Origin of the sequence: Chryseobacterium sp. CFS2, assembly GCF_036543225.1 — a bacterium.
Classification (GTDB): domain Bacteria; phylum Bacteroidota; class Bacteroidia; order Flavobacteriales; family Weeksellaceae; genus Chryseobacterium; species Chryseobacterium culicis_A.
Window position 1 is genome coordinate 251660 of record NZ_JAZHQU010000001.1, and the last position, 19916, is coordinate 271575.

The 19916-nt window shown below is 37.5% G+C and carries 17 protein-coding genes; 13 read left to right on the forward strand and 4 right to left on the reverse strand.

Features of this window, described 5'->3' with window-relative positions:
- Window positions 1–15: 15 nt before the first annotated feature.
- Both ODR02_RS01175 and ODR02_RS01180 read right to left on the reverse strand, forming a co-directional pair.
- Window positions 16–1212, reverse strand: coding sequence for an argininosuccinate synthase (locus tag ODR02_RS01175; RefSeq protein ID WP_209785128.1), 1197 nt, complete (start codon window positions 1210–1212; stop codon window positions 16–18).
- Window positions 1184–1870, reverse strand: coding sequence for a GNAT family N-acetyltransferase (locus ODR02_RS01180; RefSeq protein ID WP_209785129.1), 687 nt, complete (start codon window positions 1868–1870; stop codon window positions 1184–1186). The genes ODR02_RS01175 and ODR02_RS01180 overlap by 29 nt, the downstream gene beginning before the upstream one ends.
- A 160-nt stretch (window positions 1871–2030) precedes the next feature.
- Here ODR02_RS01180 and ODR02_RS01185 point away from each other — a divergent pair, with 160 nt between their 5' ends.
- The 12 genes from ODR02_RS01185 (at window position 2031) to nhaA (ending at window position 17567) form a co-directional block, all read left to right on the forward strand.
- Window positions 2031–2447: an IS1/IS1595 family N-terminal zinc-binding domain-containing protein gene (locus ODR02_RS01185; protein ID WP_047423319.1), complete on the forward strand. Its 417-nt coding sequence runs from the start codon at window positions 2031–2033 to the stop codon at window positions 2445–2447.
- Window positions 2448–2694: 247 nt separating this feature from the next.
- Window positions 2695–4074, forward strand: a complete 1380-nt coding sequence (locus ODR02_RS01190) for a porin (protein ID WP_309511386.1) — start codon at window positions 2695–2697, stop codon at window positions 4072–4074.
- A gap of 179 nt (window positions 4075–4253) precedes the next feature.
- Window positions 4254–5834 (forward strand): MFS transporter, encoded by a 1581-nt coding sequence (locus tag ODR02_RS01195; RefSeq protein WP_309511387.1) that lies wholly within the window; start codon window positions 4254–4256, stop codon window positions 5832–5834.
- A 43-nt stretch (window positions 5835–5877) separates the two neighbouring features.
- Complete coding sequence (locus ODR02_RS01200; RefSeq protein ID WP_034696261.1) at window positions 5878–6105, forward strand: DUF6814 family protein; 228 nt, start codon at window positions 5878–5880, stop codon at window positions 6103–6105.
- A gap of 61 nt (window positions 6106–6166) precedes the next feature.
- Window positions 6167–6361 (forward strand): hypothetical protein, encoded by a 195-nt coding sequence (locus ODR02_RS01205; RefSeq protein ID WP_034696262.1) that lies wholly within the window; start codon window positions 6167–6169, stop codon window positions 6359–6361.
- Window positions 6354–9056 (forward strand): ATP-binding protein, encoded by a 2703-nt coding sequence (locus ODR02_RS01210; protein WP_309511620.1) that lies wholly within the window; start codon window positions 6354–6356, stop codon window positions 9054–9056. The genes ODR02_RS01205 and ODR02_RS01210 overlap by 8 nt, the downstream gene beginning before the upstream one ends.
- Window positions 9057–9065: 9 nt before the next feature.
- Entirely contained in the window at window positions 9066–9425 is a 360-nt protein-coding gene (locus ODR02_RS01215; RefSeq protein ID WP_209785132.1) for a response regulator transcription factor, read from the forward strand.
- Window positions 9426–9537: 112 nt separating this feature from the next.
- Entirely contained in the window at window positions 9538–11424 is a 1887-nt protein-coding gene (locus tag ODR02_RS01220) for an AMP-binding protein (protein ID WP_309511388.1), read from the forward strand.
- Between the two features lie 14 nt (window positions 11425–11438).
- Window positions 11439–13394, forward strand: coding sequence for an acetate--CoA ligase (gene acs / locus ODR02_RS01225; protein WP_309511621.1), 1956 nt, complete (start codon window positions 11439–11441; stop codon window positions 13392–13394).
- A gap of 306 nt (window positions 13395–13700) precedes the next feature.
- Window positions 13701–14066 (forward strand): hypothetical protein, encoded by a 366-nt coding sequence (locus tag ODR02_RS01230; protein WP_209785135.1) that lies wholly within the window; start codon window positions 13701–13703, stop codon window positions 14064–14066.
- A gap of 109 nt (window positions 14067–14175) precedes the next feature.
- Entirely contained in the window at window positions 14176–16386 is a 2211-nt protein-coding gene (locus ODR02_RS01235) for a RelA/SpoT family protein (protein ID WP_209785136.1), read from the forward strand.
- Window positions 16387–16388: 2 nt separating this feature from the next.
- Window positions 16389–17567 (forward strand): Na+/H+ antiporter NhaA, encoded by a 1179-nt coding sequence (gene nhaA, locus ODR02_RS01240; RefSeq protein WP_309511389.1) that lies wholly within the window; start codon window positions 16389–16391, stop codon window positions 17565–17567.
- On the opposite strand, the gene ODR02_RS01245 is transcribed toward nhaA, so the two are convergent.
- Window positions 17564–18577 (reverse strand): YihY/virulence factor BrkB family protein, encoded by a 1014-nt coding sequence (locus ODR02_RS01245; protein WP_209785138.1) that lies wholly within the window; start codon window positions 18575–18577, stop codon window positions 17564–17566. The two genes, nhaA and ODR02_RS01245, sit on opposite strands and share 4 nt — an antisense overlap.
- Before the next feature lie 347 nt (window positions 18578–18924).
- Between ODR02_RS01245 and ODR02_RS01250 the strand changes: the two genes are divergently transcribed.
- A complete protein-coding gene (locus ODR02_RS01250; RefSeq protein WP_047376769.1) occupies window positions 18925–19398 on the forward strand; it encodes a 23S rRNA (pseudouridine(1915)-N(3))-methyltransferase RlmH in 474 nt (157 codons plus the stop codon).
- 64 nt (window positions 19399–19462) lie between these two features.
- Here the strand turns inward: ODR02_RS01250 and ODR02_RS01255 are convergent, their stop codons facing one another.
- Window positions 19463–19915 (reverse strand): tRNA (cytidine(34)-2'-O)-methyltransferase, encoded by a 453-nt coding sequence (locus ODR02_RS01255; protein WP_309511390.1) that lies wholly within the window; start codon window positions 19913–19915, stop codon window positions 19463–19465.
- Window position 19916: the final 1 nt, after the last annotated feature.

The window sequence follows — 19916 nt, forward strand, 5'->3', positions numbered from 1 at the left end:
TACGTTCTTTCGGAACTAATTGATATTCTGGTTAATCTGGTGGTATATATTTAAAGAATTGCTTACAATCTTTGTATATCCTTTCACATCGTCGCCTGTCCACGCTCTGTTAGCTTCTCCATAACTTCCGAATTTATCAGACATCAGATCGTGATTAGACTCAATTCCATTTAAAATAAATCTATAAGGATGAAGAGTTACAAATACTTTTCCGCTTACTGTTTTCTGAGAATCTACTAAGAAAGACTCAATATTTCTCATGACAGGATCCAGGAAAAGCGCCTCGTGAAGCCAGTTTCCATACCAGTCGGATAACTGAGACTTCATCATTTGCTGATATTTTGAAAGTGTATGTTTTTCCAATAAATGATGCGCTTTGATAATCACTGATGCTGCTGCCGCTTCAAATCCCACACGTCCTTTAATCCCAACAATGGTATCACCTACGTGAATATCACGACCAATTCCATACGCTGAAGCTAATTCTTCTATTTTTTGAATGGCATATACAGAATGTTCAAAGCTTTCTCCGTTCACTCCAATCACTTCTCCGTTTTTAAACTCGATCTCCAGTTCTGAAGGCTGAGTTTCTTTAATCTGAGAGGGAAAAGCTTCTTCCGGCAGATAATTTCTTGAAGTCAAAGTTTCTTTTCCTCCTACCGAAGTTCCCCAAAGACCTTTATTCACTGAATATTGTGCCTTATGGAATTCCATTTCATATCCGTGCTCCTTCAAAAATTCAATCTCTTCCTCACGGGACAGCGCCATATCACGGATGGGAGTAATGATTTCAATATTCGGGCACATTACCTGAAAGATTAAATCAAAACGAACCTGATCATTTCCTGCTCCTGTACTTCCATGAGCAATCGCATCAGCTTTTACTTCTATGGCATATTTTGCAATTTCCTGCGCCTGAATCGTACGCTCAGCACTTACTGAAAGAGGATACGTATTATTTTTCAATACATTCCCAAAAATCAGATATTTCACACATGAATTATAGTAATCTTCCTGAGCGTCTACACACCTGTATTCCTTTACTCCCAGCTTTAAAGCTTTCCTTTCCAGTTCTTTTTCCTCTTCTTTTGAAAAACCTCCGGTATTTACAGTAACGGCATACACGTCATACCCTAGTGTTTCACTAAGATATTTTGCACAGTAGGAAGTATCTAAACCTCCACTAAACGCTAAGATGACTTTCTTTTTCATCTGGACTCTTTTTATTTTTTTTAGTTGTCAAATGGAACTCACCAAGAGATTTTTGTACAGAATACTCAAAATCCATCTGGCTTACTTCATTATATTTATTTTCAGGCTGGTTATTCACCACCTCTTTTTTTTTATCATTTTCAGGAACAAATAACATGGCTGTACACAGGCAGTTTTTGCGTTCCTTCATCATTAAAATTTCATAGTTCACACAGTTTTTGCAGCCACTCCAGAATTCTTCATCCTGAGTCAGTTCAGAGTAGATTACCGGTTTATAACCCAAATCACTATTGATTTTCATGACTGCCAGCCCTGTCGTTAATCCAAATACTTTTGCATCCGGATATTTATCTCTAGATAATTGGAAAACCTTCTGCTTGATCTGAGTAGCTACTCCTCCGTTCCTGAATTTCGGCGACACAATCAGTCCCGAATTGGCAACAAACTTCCCATGTGACCAGGTCTCTATATAACAGAAACCTACCCACTCACCGTTTTCAGTGGCTACCACAGCATTGCCTTCTGAAATCTTCTTACTCAAATATTCTATAGAACGTTTTGCGATTCCCGTTCCTCTACGCTGTGCAGAATCATACATTTCCTGCTGTATTTCACTCACATACATTAGATGTTCGCATGAGGAAATTTCTATTTCCATTTATTTATCTAAATTTTTTGGCAAATTTAAAATATAATTTCTTTTAAATCCAAATAAAAAAGATATTTTTTTTGTTTTAAAATTTTAAACAGGTAAAATTATCTTTATTGAAAAATATACATTTGCTAATTTATTATATATTTGCTAAAATAATATAGTTATGGAAAATACCTGTCCTAAATGCAACAGCACTAAAGTGGTAAAAAGCGGCATCATCAATGAGAAACAACGCTTCCACTGCAAAGACTGTAATTATTATTTTACCGTTAAAAAACTGGGGAAACAAATTGATGATTACTACGTAACCAAAGCCCTGCAGCTCTATTTAGAAGGTTTGAGCTATCGCGAAATTGAAAGAATTATCGGAGTTTCACATGTTACCATCAGCTCATGGATTAAAAAGTATAATATTACAAGACCTCCTCATTCTGAATTCCATCCCGTTTATAAGATTCTAAAACAGAACGAGTTGATCGACTATATCGCTCAGGAAGAAAACATTAAAAACTCAGGAATTATTATCACTCAGTTTGCAGATAAATATATGCTCATCAAGTGGGAACGATTTAAGAAGTAGTCGGGAGGCGAGGTTTCGGGTTACGAGGTACAGAATGCGAGATACGAGTTAAGAGATCTAATTACACTTTCAATATCAAACACTTACAAATCGATTAGATTAAAAACACGGATCACGAAACCCGAAATGTATAACATTAAACAATTCACAGCTATACTATTACCACTAATATATATTAAATTTTCATAAACAAATTATTAATTACAATTTGGCATTCACAAAAAACAACGCCAAAAATTGATAATTTATGAAGAAATTACTTACATTCATTGGATTAGCTTTAATCAGCAGTTCCGTATACTCACAAGGTTCTCCCGATTATGGCAATGGCTTAAAAATTAACCTCAACCAGAACGGTGATAAATTCATCCGATTTATTTTATGGGATCAGTTTTGGGTAAGAAATACTTCCATGAACCCGGGAAGTATGGTAGGAGGCGAACTTACTGACAACTCCTGGAGCTTAGGAAACAGACGTTTACGTGCTCTGACCTATGCACAAATCTCTAAAAGATATATGATTCTCCTTCACTTCGGAATCAACAACCAGACCTTTATCAATGGCGGAGCTTCAGGAACTTCAGGGACAGGAGGTTATGGAAATGGAAAGAAAACCCAGTTATTTTTTCATGACGCATGGAATGAATATGCAGTTATTTTACCTGGAGAAGCAGGAAAATTCAGTTTATCTTTAGGAGCAGGTCTTCATTACTACATGGGGCTTTCCCGTATGACCATGGCTTCTACCCTTAATTTCCTCACATTAGATTCACCCGTTTTTTCATGGCCACTGATTGATAATTCAGACCAGTTCGCAAGACAGCTGGGAATGTTTGCCAAAGGTAAATACGGAAAACTGGAATATCGTTTCAGTTTAAATAAACCTTTCGCTACTGATCTTACACCTGTGAATGTAACAGATCCTTCAAGGGCTATCGCAGTAGACAACAACGGAAATCCCAGTTTTTCAAAAGCAGGATATGTTGAATATCAATTTCTTGACGAAGAATCCAACGCATTACCTTTCAAAGTAGGCTCTTACCTTGGGACAAAAAAGGTTTTCAATGTAGGCGCAGGTTTTTATCATCAGGCGGACGGAACAAGAACTTCCGTGAATTCAAATATTGAGAAACACGACATTACTCTTTTTGCAGTAGATGCTTTCGCAGATATTCCCTTGGGAGAAGCAAAAAACAAAATGGCCGTTTCCGCATATGCCGGATATTACAACTACAATTTCGGACCTAATTATGTAAGAAATCTGGGAACAATGAATATCGCAGCTTCCGATCCTAATTTTATCGGAAATAAAGCCATCGCAGGACCAGGAAATCTACAGCCCACTATCGGAACAGGTAATATTATCTACGCACAGGCTGGTTTACTTTTACCAAGCCAGGCAGAAAAGCCCAAAATCAGAATACAGCCTTTTGCTGCCTATACCCACAAAAGCTTTGAAGCCTTCGATAAATCTTCGTCTCAGTTTGATGTGGGAGCCAACTGGTTCATAGACGGACATCATGCCAAGATAACAACACAATATTCAACAAGACCGGTTTATACCAGCCCTACGGAAAGCCCTTCTTCAAAAGGGGAATTTATTGTCCAGTTTCAGATCTACTTATAAAATTTGAATCATTAAGAATAGTAAAGAAATTAAGATAAGTTAAGCACCATCAAAGATGATATAAAAAGATTATCGCTTAATAAAAATCTTAAATATTCTTATCAACTTAAAATCTCTTAATGGTTTAAAAGCAATTTCAAATTAACATCCTATTCCAATAACATCAAAAACTAATCAATATGAGCGAAAATCATCACGAAAGCTACGAAAATATGACCGACAGGCAGAAAAACCGCACGATATGGAGCGTGATCACTGCCTCTTCTCTAGGCACATTGATAGAATGGTATGACTTCTACATCTTTGGAAGTTTAGCCGTTGTTTTAGCTACGAAATTTTTCCCTGCTGATAATCCTACCGCAGCATTTTTATCCACGCTGGCTACTTTTGCAGCAGGATTTGTTGTACGACCTTTCGGAGCATTATTTTTCGGGAGACTGGGAGATATTATCGGGAGAAAATATACCTTCCTTGTCACTTTACTGATCATGGGATTTTCCACGTTCCTGATCGGATGTATTCCAAGTTATGAAACTATTGGATTTATGGCTCCTGTTTTGGTTTTGATTTTAAGATTACTACAGGGACTTGCTCTGGGAGGAGAATATGGAGGTGCCGCCACCTATGTTGCAGAATACGCCCAACCTCACCGAAGAGGTTACTGGACATCATGGATCCAAACTACTGCAACTGCCGGACTTTTCATTTCATTAATCGTTATTTTAATCACGAAGACAACTCTTTCTGCAGAAGAATTTGATACCTGGGGATGGAGAGTTCCTTTCTGGATCTCGATTTTAATGGTTGCTGTTTCTTATGTCATCAGAAAAAACATGAAGGAATCTCCGCTTTTTGCCAAGGCTAAAAGTGAGGGTAAAACTTCCAAAAATCCTTTAAAAGAAAGTTTTGGAAATAAATACAATTTCAAATTTGTATTGCTGGCTTTATTCGGAGCAGCCATGGGACAAGGTGTTATCTGGTACACAGGACAGTTTTATGCAATGAGTTTCCTCCAAAAAGTAATGAACGTAGAATCCGCACAGGTTGATTCATTAATGGCTACCGCTTTATTTTTAGGAACTCCGTTTTTTGTATTCTTCGGATGGCTGTCCGATAAAATCGGGAGAAAAGCAGTAATGATGACCGGAATGCTGGTTGCTATTTTAGCCTACAGACCGATATACGACAGCATGTTCAAGAGCGTGAATCTGGAAAGTAAAACTGTTGTCACTAATGGAATTACAGAAAAAAGAACCGCCAAAATTCATAAAGACATCGCAACAGACAGCCTGGTTACTTTTCACAAAGAAACTCTTTATACAGATGGTACATTGATCAAAAAAGACAGTGTTGTTCACTGGTCACCTTCGGGAGTTGTCATGAAAGATGGAAAAGCGGAAGAACCTAAAGTTTCTCAAAGTTTAAAACTCAGTGATGACACGAAATGGTATCTGATCTTCCTGGTATTTATCCAGGTTCTATTTGTAACAATGGTGTATGGTCCTATTGCAGCTTTCCTTGTTGAAATGTTCCCTGTGAGAATCCGCTACACTTCAATGTCATTGCCTTATCATATTGGAAACGGAGTATTCGGAGGGCTTCTTCCGGCAGTGGCAACTTATCTGGTCACCACAGGAAAAGAAGCAGGACATGCAACATGGTACTTAGAAGGGCTTTGGTATCCGATTGGGGTTGCCACAGTATGTTTGGTTATCGGATTGTTTTATCTTAAAAATAAGAACAATAATCTTCACGATTAGGTACTGAATCACTCAAATTTTTATTAATTTTAAAACTACTAAAATGAACGGACTAAAAAAAATATTAGGCATTCTCTGGATCGCTATTGCGGTGATTGTAGGATATTTCGGAATTACAGTATTGGGAATCCCAAAAATTGCTTCCGGAAAACAGGAAGATCTGGTTTTTGGCATTATCATCCTTTTTGTACTAATGCCGATTATCTCAGGCGGAATGGCCATTTTCGGGTATTATGCCTTAAAAGGAGAATATTCTGACGATAAAATTTAAAAGCAATACAGATAATTGATGAATGACAGCATTCATCAATTATCTTTTATCAAAATCATTTATGAAAAAAAGGCACGAACAAAAACTTATCATACTGAGCGTAGGGCTTATGATTGCTTTCAGCATTCCTATTTCATTGCTTTTCAACAGTGACAGGGAAGTTTTAGGCTATCCTATGATTCTGATCTACCTGTTCGTGATCTGGATGATCTCCATTGTGATTTCTTTTGTAATTGTAAAAAGACATGATGAATAGTTTCGCATTATTTTTTGTAGTTCTGTTTTACCTCGCTCTTCTTTTCTTAGTTGCCCATTTAGCAGAGAAGAGAAGAAGTAAACGCTGGATCAACAATCCTTACATCTACGCCTTATCTCTTGCTGTATATTGTACTGCCTGGACGTATTATGGGAGTATTGGAGTGGCAGCTACAAGCGGATTAAATTATCTTCCGATTTACATTGGCCCTATCATGATTATTCCGGCATGGATCTATATCAACACCCGGATTGTAAGAATTTCAAGAGTCAACAAAATAAGCAGCCTTGCCGATTTCATTTCATTAAGATATGGGAACAGCAGAAGCCTGAGCGCCATTATTACCATAGTCTGCCTTCTGGCAATAGTTCCTTATATTGGTCTGCAGATCAAAGCCATTTCGGAAACCTTTCATCTGGTAACGGAAACTCCGATGTCTAAAGATATCCTAACCGATAACGCCACTTTTGTAGTGGTTTTAATTGCCTTGTTTTCCTCTTATTATGGAACACGATATGTAGATGCTTCAGAAAAACGTCTGGGAATCATCTCAGCTATTGCACTGGAGAGCTTTTTAAAACTGTTTTTTATTATCATTCTTGGGTTTTTCGTGATTTATTTTGCTTTTGATGGCTTCTCAGACATTTATGAGAAAGCCAGCAAATTTGAAGATTTTAAAGAAAAAAACACCTTCAACGGAATTGAAGGTGCAATGAACTGGATGGTTCTGTGTATGATTTCAGCAACAGCCATCTGTATTCTTCCCAGACAGTTTCACACAGCTATTGTTGAAAACAGACAGGAAAAACATATCAGAACCGCCATCTGGTTTTTCCCGCTTTATCTTTTAATATTCACTGTATTTATCTTCCCGATTGCGTGGGGAGGAAGGTTGATTTTTGACGGACAAAAAGTAAATCCGGAGTTCTACTCTATTCTGATTCCTCAGCATTTTGACAATACCTTGATCACGGTACTGGTTTTTCTTGGCGGATTAAGCTCATGCATTTCAATGATTATCATCTCTGCTATTACTTTATCGATCATGCTTTCCAACAACCTCATCATTCCCTATGGATTATTAGGAAAATTAAAATCTGAAAGTGAGGAGCAAAATACGAGAAGCATTACCAATATCAGAAAATTCAGCATTTTCGCCCTGATTATCATGGCTTTTGCCTTTTATAAGTATTTCATCCTGAAGACTTCGCTGGATTCCGTAGGGCTAATATCATTTGTTGTTATTGCCCAACTTGCACCGGCCTTTTTCGGAGCCTTATTCTGGAGAAGAGGAAGTTATAAAGGTGCTGTAACAGGGCTTATAGCCGGATTAGTGATTTGTTATTTCGGATTGATTATTCCACAGTATTATTTTTCCTATAACCAGGAGTTTAAAGGCGTAATCAGGGATATGTATGACGCTTTCGGCTTTTTCACCATTCCTTATCTGGGAAGAATTCCGCAGATCTTTTTCTGGTCAATGCTGGTGAATACAAGCCTGTTTACGATTGTTTCCGTAAGTTCAAAAGGAAATTACCGTGAAAGAAACTTTGCTGAACTCTATGTTGACATTGACAAATACATTCAAAATCATGAAAATGCTTTCATCTGGCGGGGAACAGCCTACATTTCAGATATTCAGAATATCCTGGAACGTTTTTTAGGTAAAAGCAAAACAGAACAGGCATTAAGAATTTTTAATTTAAAATATAATATAGATTCCAACACTGAAACTGCCGATTCAAGGTTTATTAAATTTTCAGAAAACCTTTTGGCTGGAAGAATCGGTACCGCTTCGGCCAAAATATTAATAGAAGGAGTGACGAAGGAAGATAAAATATCGTTAAAAGAAGTTTTAAATATCCTGGAAGAATCTCAGGAAAATATCAGTTTAAATAAAAAACTTACCGAACAGTCTGAAGAACTGCAGAAACTTTCCGATGACCTCAGAACAGCTAACGAAAGCCTAATCATCAAAGACCGTCAAAAAGACGACTTTCTGGATTCTGTTGCCCATGAATTAAGAACTCCGATTACTGCAATCCGTTCTGCAGGAGAAATCCTGGCTGATGATGACGAGATTCCCTTTGACATTAAGCAGGAATTTCTGAACAATATCGTCACAGAATCCGATAGATTAAGTGAAATCATCAACGATATTCTGTATCTGGACAAATTACAGCATGGCGAAATCTCTTTACATATTCAGGAAAATAACATTATTGAAACCTATAAAAAAGCATTAAATCCGCTCCTTCATCTGATACAGCAGAAAAACATTCATTTAAGTGAGGTTAATCTTCTGAATCAATTTATATTTGAATATGATGAAGCAAGAATGATTCAGCTGTTTCAGAACATTTGGGGCAATGCCTTAAAATTCACTGAAGAACAGGGAACAATTCAAACCAAATTATTTGAAAAAGACCAAAAGCTGATCATTACCATTTTCAATACCGGGAAACATATTCCGGAAGAGGATCTGGAAATGATTTTTGACAAGTTTTATCAGTCGAAAAACCAAAATATTTTAAAACCTACGGGAAGCGGACTGGGACTGGCCATTTCCAAAAAAATTGTACAGGCACACGGAGGAAGTATTAAAGCCGAAAACAGCGGATTAGGAGTAACTTTCACCATAAGCATTCCCGGAAAAATAAAAAAAGAGAATACCCATGAAGTTGAACATCATTAAACCACTTTTATGAAAAAGATAATCATTGCAGATGACGAACACAAAATATTAATGTCGCTCGAATACAGTTTTAAGAAAAACGGATATGATGTCTATATTGCCCGTGACGGAATGGAAGTCCTGGACTTTTTGAAAACAATGGTTCCGGACGTGATCCTTCTCGATATTATGATGCCTAATCTTGATGGTTACAGCACCCTGGATCTCATTAAGCAGGATGAGAAACTAAAAGACACCAAAGTCATCTTTCTGAGTGCTAAAAACAATCCCAGAGATATTGAAAAAGGATTGGAAATGGGAGCAGATGCTTATGTCACAAAGCCCTACTCGATTAAAAAACTGATGCAGCAGATTGAGGAAATGTTTTAAAAAAGAATCTAGAGCCAAGAATCAAGATATAAGACTTCAGACAACGACTTAGTAAAAATCTTATGTCTTCGCCTTCGGCTCGCAAGCAAAAAACAAACACACGATTATTGATATGGATACTGATATATTATTTAAACAAAGCATAGAAAATAAAGAAGACTTCTGGAGAGAACAGGCCGGACAAATACAATGGTTTGATTTTCCCCACCAGATTCTTTCCAAAGACGAAAATGATTACCCACAATGGTTTTCCGACGGGAAGCTCAACATGTGCTATTTATGTATTGATAAACATATTGAAGACGGTTTTGGAGATCAGACTGCGATCGTTTATGATTCTCCTGTAACCCATCAGAAGAAAACTTATACATTCAATCAGGCGAAAGAGGAAATTGCAAAATTAGCGGGAGGATTGGTTTCTTTGGGATTAAAAAAAGGAGATACTTCTGTCATTTATATGCCTATGATTCCGCAAACACTTTTTGCAATGCTGGCATGTGCAAGAATCGGGGTTATTCACAATGTCGTTTTCGGAGGTTTCGCTCCTCATGAGCTTGTTGTGAGAATTGATGACTGCAAACCTAAAGTTTTAATCACCGCTACTGCCGGAGTAGAAATTGCCAAAAGAATCCCCTACCTTCCGTTAGTGGAAAAGGCCATTGAACTGGCACAAGATAAAGTAGACAATATCGTTGTATACAATAGAAAACTGGTAGATAATCAGGACGAAATGTTTGATGGATTGATTGATTATGAAGAATTAGTAGAAAAATCAGAACCGGCAGACTGCATTTCTGTAGAATCCACTCATCCGCTTTACCTCCTCTACACCTCAGGAACTACAGGAAAACCCAAAGGCATCGTTCGCGATACCGGAGGATATGCTACTGCATTACAATTCTCAATGACCTATGTTTATGGAGTAGAACCCGGTGAAACCTATTGGGCGGCTTCAGACTTCGGATGGGCTGTAGGACATAGTTTTTCAGTATACGGGCCATTAATCAACAGAAACACAACTATTATTTTTGAAGGAAAACCCATTATGACTCCCGATGCCGGTACTTTCTGGAGAATTATTTCAGAATATAAAGTTTCGGTAATGTTTACCGCACCTACTGCTATCAGAGCCATCAAGAAAGAAGATCCCAACGGAGAACTGGTCAAAAAATATGATCTGTCCCATTTCAAAAAACAGTTTCTGGCTGGTGAAAGATGTGATGTAGCCACTCTGGACTGGTTTGCAGAGCATATTAGTGTTCCGGCAATAGATCATTGGTGGCAGACAGAATCTGGCTGGCCTATGCTTGGATTACTCACTCACGATGAAAACTATCAGATCAAAAGAGCGTCTGCAGGAAAACCAGTTCCGGGATATGACATTAAAATCTTTGATGAAAACGGATTGGAGCTTGATCCTCACCACGAAGGTTATCTGGTAATCAAACTTCCTCTCCCGCCCGGTGCCATGCTAGGAATCTGGAAAGATTATGCACGTTTTGACAGCAGTTACCTGTCTCAGTATAAAGGTTACTATTTTTCAGGAGACGGCGCTATTCAGGATGAAGACGGCTATATTTTCATTACGGGAAGAGTGGATGACGTGATCAACGTGGCAGGCCACAGACTTTCTACTTCTGAAATGGAAGAAATTGTTTCTTCACATCCCGATGTTGCCGAATGCGCTGTGGTAGGTATTGATGATGATTTAAAAGGACAGGTTCCTTTTGCCACGGTGGTTTTGAAGAATGGTTCAGCGATTTCTGAAGCAGACATTGAAAAAGATATCATTCAAATGGTTCGCGACAAAATCGGAGCCGTAGCTTTTCTGAAAAACGTAATGGTTGTCAAACGCTTACCCAAAACAAGATCCGGGAAAATTTTGAGAAAATTAATCAGAACGTTACTTGACGGTAAAGATTTCCAGATTCCATCTACGATTGATGACGAGAAAATCATTGATGAAATCAAGGAAAAAATCAAGGAATATAGGGCTTAAACGGGAAATTAAACATAAATTTAAAATATAATAAATTCAAATTTCAAAAAAACGAAAGGGATATGAGAAATTACTTAATAGAAGATTTACCACAATATTTTGAAGACTATAAAAAGTCTATCAAAAACCCTAAAAAATTCTGGGATAAGGTAGCGGATCAAAACTTCGTGTGGTATCAAAGATGGAGCAAGGTTGTTAAGTACGATATGAATGAAGCTAAGATCACCTGGTTCAAAAATGCAAAACTCAATATTACCAAAAACTGTATCGACAGACATCTTACCATAAGAGGAGAAAAAACAGCAATTATTTGGGAACCCAACGATCCTAAGGAAGAAGCTCAACACATTTCTTACAACGAATTATACACGCGCGTTAATAAAACAGCCAATGTTTTACGTGATATGGGTATTGAAAAAGGAGACAGAGTCTGCATTTATCTTCCCATGATTCCTGAGCTGGCCGTTACGATGCTTGCCTGTGCAAAACTGGGAGCTGTTCATTCCGTGATCTTTGCCGGATTTTCAGCTTCAGCAGTGGCTTCAAGGGTAAATGACTGCGAGGCAAAAATGGTCATCACCTCAGATGGCAGCTACAGAGGAAATAAGGTTCTTGACCTGAAAAGTATTGTTGACGATGCTTTAGAGAAAACACCAACGGTTGAAAACGTTCTTGTAGTCAAGAGGACTCACAACGAAATTAAAATGAAAGAAGGAAGAGATTACTGGATGTCTGACCTGTATGAAAAGGCTTCTCCTGATTTTGTCACCGTCATTATGGATTCTGAAGATCCACTTTTCATTTTATACACTTCCGGATCTACCGGAAAACCTAAAGGAATGCTTCACACCTGCGCCGGTTATATGGTTTACACAGCCTATACCTTTAAAAATGTCTTTAATTATAAAGAAAATGATATTTATTGGTGTACTGCAGATATCGGCTGGATCACAGGACACTCTTATATCCTTTACGGACCATTATTGAACGGGGCTACCACTGTAATTTTTGAAGGAGTTCCTACTTATCCTGAACCGGATCGCTTCTGGGAAGTGATTGAAAAACATAAAATCACTCAGTTTTACACGGCTCCTACTGCCATCCGTTCTTTAGCCAAAGAAAGTGCCGAATGGGTAGACAAACATGATCTTAGCTCCCTTAAAGTGATTGGTTCTGTAGGTGAACCTATCAACGATGAAGCATGGCACTGGTTCAACGATCATGTTGGAAAGAAAAAATGTCCTATCGTAGATACATGGTGGCAAACAGAAACAGGAGGAATCATGATTTCACCACTTCCTTTTGTGACCCCTACAAAACCTACTTATGCTACGCTCCCATTGCCAGGTGTACAGCCCGTTTTAATGGACGATAAACGAAATGAAATTACAGGAAACCAGGTGACCGGAAATCTTTGTATCCGCTTTCCATGGCCGGGAATTGCAAGAACCATCTGGGGTGATCATCAAAGATATAAAGAAACTTATTTCACAGCCTTCCCCGGAAAATATTTTACCGGAGATGGAGCTTTAAGGGATGAAGTAGGCTATTATAGAATCACAGGTCGTGTAGATGATGTAATTATTGTTTCAGGACATAATCTAGGCACCGCACCTATCGAAGACAGCATCAACCAGCATCCGGCTGTAGCAGAATCTGCCATCGTGGGTTATCCTCATGACATCAAAGGAAATGCACTCTATGGTTATGTTATGCTTAAAGAAACCGGAGAAGGGCGTGATAAAGAAAATCTGAAAAAAGAGATCAACCAGCTTATTTCAGATCAGATAGGACCGATTGCCAAGCTGGATAAAATTCAGTTTGTCTCAGGGCTTCCAAAAACGCGTTCAGGAAAGATTATGCGTAGGATCTTAAGAAAAATTGCAGAAGGTGATTTCAGTAATTTCGGAGATATCAGTACGCTTTTAAATCCTGAAATTGTAGAGGAGATCAAAAACGAAAGAATTTAATTAATCATTATTTAACCGATGATGAGCCCCCGAGATGTATTTTCGGGGCATTTTTATTTATAGATAAAAAACACTATAAATTGGAATTAAGTTAAAGTATTCTTTTCAGAAGCCTAAAAGCTTATATTCTATAAACCATAGACATTATTCAATTGTTAAAATTAAACACCCGTTCAATAATTATTCTTAAACATTGCCTCACTCTATTGAAAACAGAATATTAATTAACAAATTTTATTGCCTTAAACGCAATGATAATCAGAAAATTATTACTAACTTTAATGAGAACTTTAAAACCAATTAACTATGTCACATATATTAGCTGGAGTATTTGGTCATCACAGCGACTACAAAAAACTGGAAAGTGATCTGGAAAATTCAGGATTCGGAACTTCAGATTACATCGTATACCTTAATGACGGTTCCGGTAATTCCCAATATTTGGCAAGTGTTACCGTTAATGATCTTAATCAGATTGACCTTGCACGGAATGCATTTGTTCAGAATGCAGCATTGAAATCCTATTTATTTGAAAACATGAACATCAATGAAACCAATTATGATACTATCAAAAGGTATATTGATGCAAGAAACAGAGCTGAAATACACGCCAGCCCTGAAATTAAGATCAAAACATCAAGCGATGGTATGAATTCTGAAGTGAAATTCTAATCGATATAAAATCTAATAGCCGAAGATCCGCAGTGTATGCTGCGGATCTTTTATCTTTGAAAAAACTAAAAAATTTCGTATTTTCGTCTTATTATAGGCATGTGCACAAATGAGCTACGATTTAGAACAAGAGAATAAAGAGATCCTTGCAAGATATAAGGACCTGATTTCTAATACATACAGAACATTGGATGAGGAAAATAATAAACTCATCCGAAAGGCATTCGATATCGCGCTGGATGCCCACAAGGATCAAAGGAGAAAATCCGGAGAACCTTACATCTACCACCCTATTGCTGTTGCTAAAATTGTAGCAACAGAGATTGGTCTGGGAGCAACTTCTATTGCCTGTGCCCTGTTGCATGATGTGATTGAAGATTCTGATTATACCTACGAAGACCTGAAAAAAATCTTCGGAGAAAAGATTGCCAATATCGTGAATGGACTGACCAAAATCTCCATCATGAACCATCAGAATATTTCTGTACAGTCTGAAAATTACAGGAAACTGTTATTGACATTATCTGAGGATTTCAGAGTAATTCTGATTAAAATTGCTGACCGTCTTCATAATATGAGGACTCTGGAAAGCATGGCTCCGGATAAGCAGAAAAAAATTGCTTCAGAAACAGTTTATATCTATGCTCCGATGGCTCACCGTCTTGGATTGTATAACATCAAATCTGAGCTGGAAGATCTTTCCTTAAAATACAACAGCCCCGAAGTATACAACGAGATCACGGAAAAATTGGAATTGGCCAAGGAAAGTCGTGAAAGATATATCGAAGAATTTAAAAAAGAAGTTTCAGAAAGGCTTCATGAAGAAGGCTTGAACTTTAAAATCAAAGGCCGTGCAAAAGCCATCTCTTCCATTTACAGAAAAATGCTGAAGCAGGGAGTTTCCTTTGAAGAGGTTTTTGACAACTATGCCATCAGGATTATTTATAAATCAGATGCAAAAAATGAAAAATTTCTCGCCTGGAAAATCTACTCTATCGTTACGGATGTTTACCACAGTAACCCTTCAAGAATGCGTGACTGGATTACGCAGCCCCGCTCTACAGGGTATGAAAGTTTACATTTAACGGTTTTAGGCCCGGACAGAAAATGGATTGAAGTACAGATCCGTTCCGAAAGAATGGACGAAATTGCCGAAAAAGGAGTTGCCGCTCACTACAAATACAAAGAAGGTTACAAACAGAGTTCTGATGACAGAAATTTTGAAAAGTGGGTAACCGAGATCCGTGAAGTACTGGAACAACAGCAGAACCTTTCTACTTCGGAGCTTTTGGATAATATTAAACTAAACTTATATTCCAAAGAAGTATTTGTCTTTACCCCGAAAGGAGAAATTAAAATTCTGCCAACCAATGCTACGGCTCTGGATTTCGCATTCTCTGTTCACTCCGATTTGGGAATGAAATGTTTAGGAGCAAAAATCAACGGAAAGCTGGTTCCTATTTCCTATATTCTTCAAAATGGAGATCAGGTAGATATTCTTTCTTCACAGAATCAGAAACCCAAATCTGACTGGCTGGAATTCGTAGTGACTTCAAAAGCCAAATCAAAGATTAAAAGTTATCTGAACTCTCAGAAAAACCAGTTGGTAGAAGAAGGAAAAGAAATCCTGCAAAGAAAACTTCGTCATGCAAAAATTAATTTCAATGATGACGAAATTAATAAACTTCAGAAATTCTTTAATTTAAAATCATCTCAGGAGCTCTTCCTTAAATTCCAAAGTAATGAACTAGATGTAAGCAGCCTGAGAAAATATATAGAAAGTAAAAACGTATTCAACAACTTACTTTCAAGATTCAGAAAATCACCTTCAAAAAACCAGCACTTCGAGGAGCCGAAAGAGGAAAACCTTGACATGATTGTCTTTGGGAAGGACGAAGAGAAGCTTAACTACACCTATGCAAAATGCTGTACAGTAATTCCGGGGGATAAAATCTTTGGATTCATTACCATTTCAGATGGAATCAAGGTGCATAGTGACAGCTGTCCGAATGCCATCAATCTGAGAGCACAGTATGATTACCGTGTCATCCCTGCCAAATGGGTGAATGCGGAAAGCTTCAAAAACAGAGTGAAAATTGAAATTGAGGGACTTGACAGAATGGGAATGATCAATGATATTACAACGGTCATCAGTGGAAGTATGGGAATGGATATGAAAAGTATGTCTATTGAATCCAACAATGGTGTTTTCACAGGAAATATCAACCTCGAAGTCAAAAATAAAGGTCAGTTAGAAGAAACCTTTAAAAAACTTAAAAATATTAATGGTGTTTCCAGAGTGAGACGAGTACAATCATAGACATGAATTTATCTCTTTATTTTAAAAAATTTTTCAACAACAGCCAGTCCTCAGGAATTATTCTTATTTTCTGTGTACTTATTTCATTGCTTATTGCCAATTCATCCGCTGCAGAAAACTTTCAGCATTTTTTAGACAAGGAAGTAGGCACTCATCTTTTTGGATTGGAATATCCTGTCAGTATCTGGATCAATGACGGACTGATGGCCGTATTCTTTCTTTTGGTGGGACTTGAAATAAAACGTGAACTTGTAGAAGGTGAACTTTCATCCTTTAAAAATGCCTCTCTCCCAATTTTTGCAGCCGTAGGCGGAATGCTTATTCCCGCTGTAATCTACAGCATTTTCAATACCGGAACGGAATACAGCAATGGCTGGGGAATTCCTATGGCTACAGATATAGCCTTTTCTCTGGCAATCATTTCCATGCTGGGTAAAAAGATTCCTAATTCTATCAAGATATTTTTAGCCGCATTAGCTATTGTAGATGATCTGGGGGCTATTCTGGTGATTGCCGTGTTCTATACAGACCAGATTCACTGGATCTACCTTCTCTTATCTTTTGGAGTAACAGCCCTGCTTTTTATTTTAAACTTCTTAAAAGTAACCAAAATTATATTTTATATTATTCCGGGACTGTTTTTATGGTATTTCCTTCATCATTCCGGAATTCATGCTACGATAGCAGGTGTTTTGCTTGCATTTTCCATTCCTACCAATGCTTCCAATGTAGAAATTTCACCATTGGAAAAACTGGAACATCAACTTCATATTCCGGTAAGTTTTCTGATTATGCCGATATTTGCTTTAACGAATACCAATATCACTTTTTCCAGCGAAATGGTGGCCGGAGTTACGAGTACATTAGGATTGGGAATTATCTGCGGATTGGTATTGGGTAAGCTGATTGGAATCAATTTATTCTCATGGATTGCCATCAAATTAAAGCTGAGTTCCCTTCCGCAAAACAGTAACTGGCTTCAGATGATCGGAGTAGGTTTATTGGCAGGAATCGGGTTTACCATGTCCATATTTATTGCACTCCTTTCCTTTAAAGGGGAAATTCCTATTCAGGATGAAGCGAAGTTTGCCATTTTAATTGCCTCTTTTATTGCTGCAATTGCAGGATTTACCATTCTAAGTGTAAGCTCAAAAGAAAACCCTGAACTGGAAGAGAATTAATCTTTCTTCTGGTTCTCCAGCTTTCTTTTATGTTCCTCATCACCCTCAAAATCAGGTTCAGCAATCTGGGCATGATATCCTGAGGTTTCTTTCTGGATCTCATCAGACAGCAGCTTTTCTATTCTGAGTTTTCTGATCGCCATATTCAGTTCGTTTCCGAATAAGAGGAGATATACGTTTACATTCACCCAAACCATCAGCAGGATCATACTTCCTATGGATCCGTACAGAACGTTATATCGTGCAATATCCTTTACATAAATGGCAAAAATATAAGTGGTAACCACAAACAGAACAGTTGTTAAAATAGCGCCGGGAACCGCTTGTCGGAATCTGGTAATTTTCACAGTACCCAGCCAGTAAAATAACGTTAAAAGTATAAAGTAAAAAAGCGGGAAAGAAACGAATCCAATAATGCTGGAAAGGTTATCTACAAGCCACGAAACATCATAAGCCGGTGTAAAAAGCTTCATTACAACCTCTACATAATATACTCCAAAAAGCGCTAAAAAAACAATGGTGATAAAGCCTATCGTAATAAAGAATGAGAGAATAAATTCCTTTACATCACTCAGCTTCTCATCAGAATTCTCATTGAAACCATTAATGAGAGAAAAGGTACCATTGGTTGCAAAGACAAGCGCAAGAACGATTGTCAGATTACTGATCCCTTTCATATTCGGGATAATATTATTCTCTATATAGCCTCTTACATCACCTTCCATATTCGAAGGAAAAACATTATGCATCAGCACATCAAAAATATAGAACTGCAGTTTATCATAATGCGGCATATAAGGTAAAACGGAAAGTAAAAACAGAATAAACGGAAACAAACTTATGGTAAAGCTCCAGGAAATTGCCGCCGCTTTTCTTCCTATTTTTCCTTTGAAAATCCCGGAGATATAAATCTGAAACATCTGCCAAAGCGATATTCCCAAAACAGGAATATGGATGCTGTCAAAAAACTCTTGAATCTTCAAAATAAATTTAGGAACCTTTACACTCATCGATCTGTTTGTCTTTATACAAATGTAGGGGAATTAAATTAAATAGGGAAAAGATAGGGGTAGATGTTAGGTAGCAGGTGGCAGGTTTTAGGGATTAGGAGTTTGAGTTTGAGTTTGAGTTTGAGAGTTTGAGAGTCGGAGGGCTTTAAAGTTTAAGGTTTAAAGTTCAAGGTTCAAGGTAACCCGCAACTAATATAACTTGCAGCTTGAATCCCGAAACTCACAACCAAACAACCAGCAACAAAATATACTCGCAACTCGCAACAAATAATCTTGCAACCCGCAACCAAAAAACCAGCAACAAATTAACCACGAAACCCTATCTTTGCGGTCTGAAACTTCTTACAATGCGAATCAGTTTACTTTGTATCGGCAAAACAGACGATAAGGAAATTACCTCTTTAATCAATTATTATCTTAACCGTTTACCCAAGCACTGGAATTTTGAAATTACTGAAATTCCGGATGTTAAAAATGCCAAAAACCTGTCCCCTGATCTTCTTAAAAAGGAAGAAGCTAAATTGTTTTTAAATCATATCGATAAAAATGATCTGGTTGTGATTCTTGATGAAAAAGGAAAACAGTTTACCAGCCGTGAATTTTCACAGAAAATTGATACCTGGATGAATTCTTCTGTAAAAAAAGTACACATTCTTATTGGAGGCGCTTATGGTTTTTCTGAAGAGATTTACAGCAGAGCAAATGAGAAAATGTCTTTATCCAAAATGACCTTTACCCATCAGATGATCCGACTGTTTATAGTTGAACAGCTCTACCGTGCTGATCAGATTTTACAGGGTAAACCTTATCATAACGATTAATAAAAAACCCTTCCGATTCAATTCAGAAGGGTTCATATTTCTTTTTTTTGTCTATTGAAATCTGTTATTTCAGACCAATCTGTCTCTTTGCTTCTCCCACCACAAAAGCAACGGAATTAGCAATATTAAAACTCCTGATTAATTTAGACATAGGAATTGTTAAATGGTTTTCAAAACGATCCAGAACCTCTTTGCTCAACCCTACACTTTCCTTTCCGAAAACCAGCCAGTCTCCATCCTGAAAATCAGTTTCCAGGTATGACTTTTCAGCATGTGAGCTCATTAAAAAAACGCGCGACTGATCAGGAATCGTTTTAACCCATTCATCAATATCCGCATATTCAGAAACATCGAGATGTACCCAATAATCCAATCCCGAACGCTTCAGATTTTTATCATTAATTACAAATCCAAACGGATGGATCAGGTGTAATCTGCTTTCGGTTCCTACACACAATCTTCCGATATTTCCTGTATTATTAGGTATTTCAGGTTCTACAAGAACAATATTCAACATC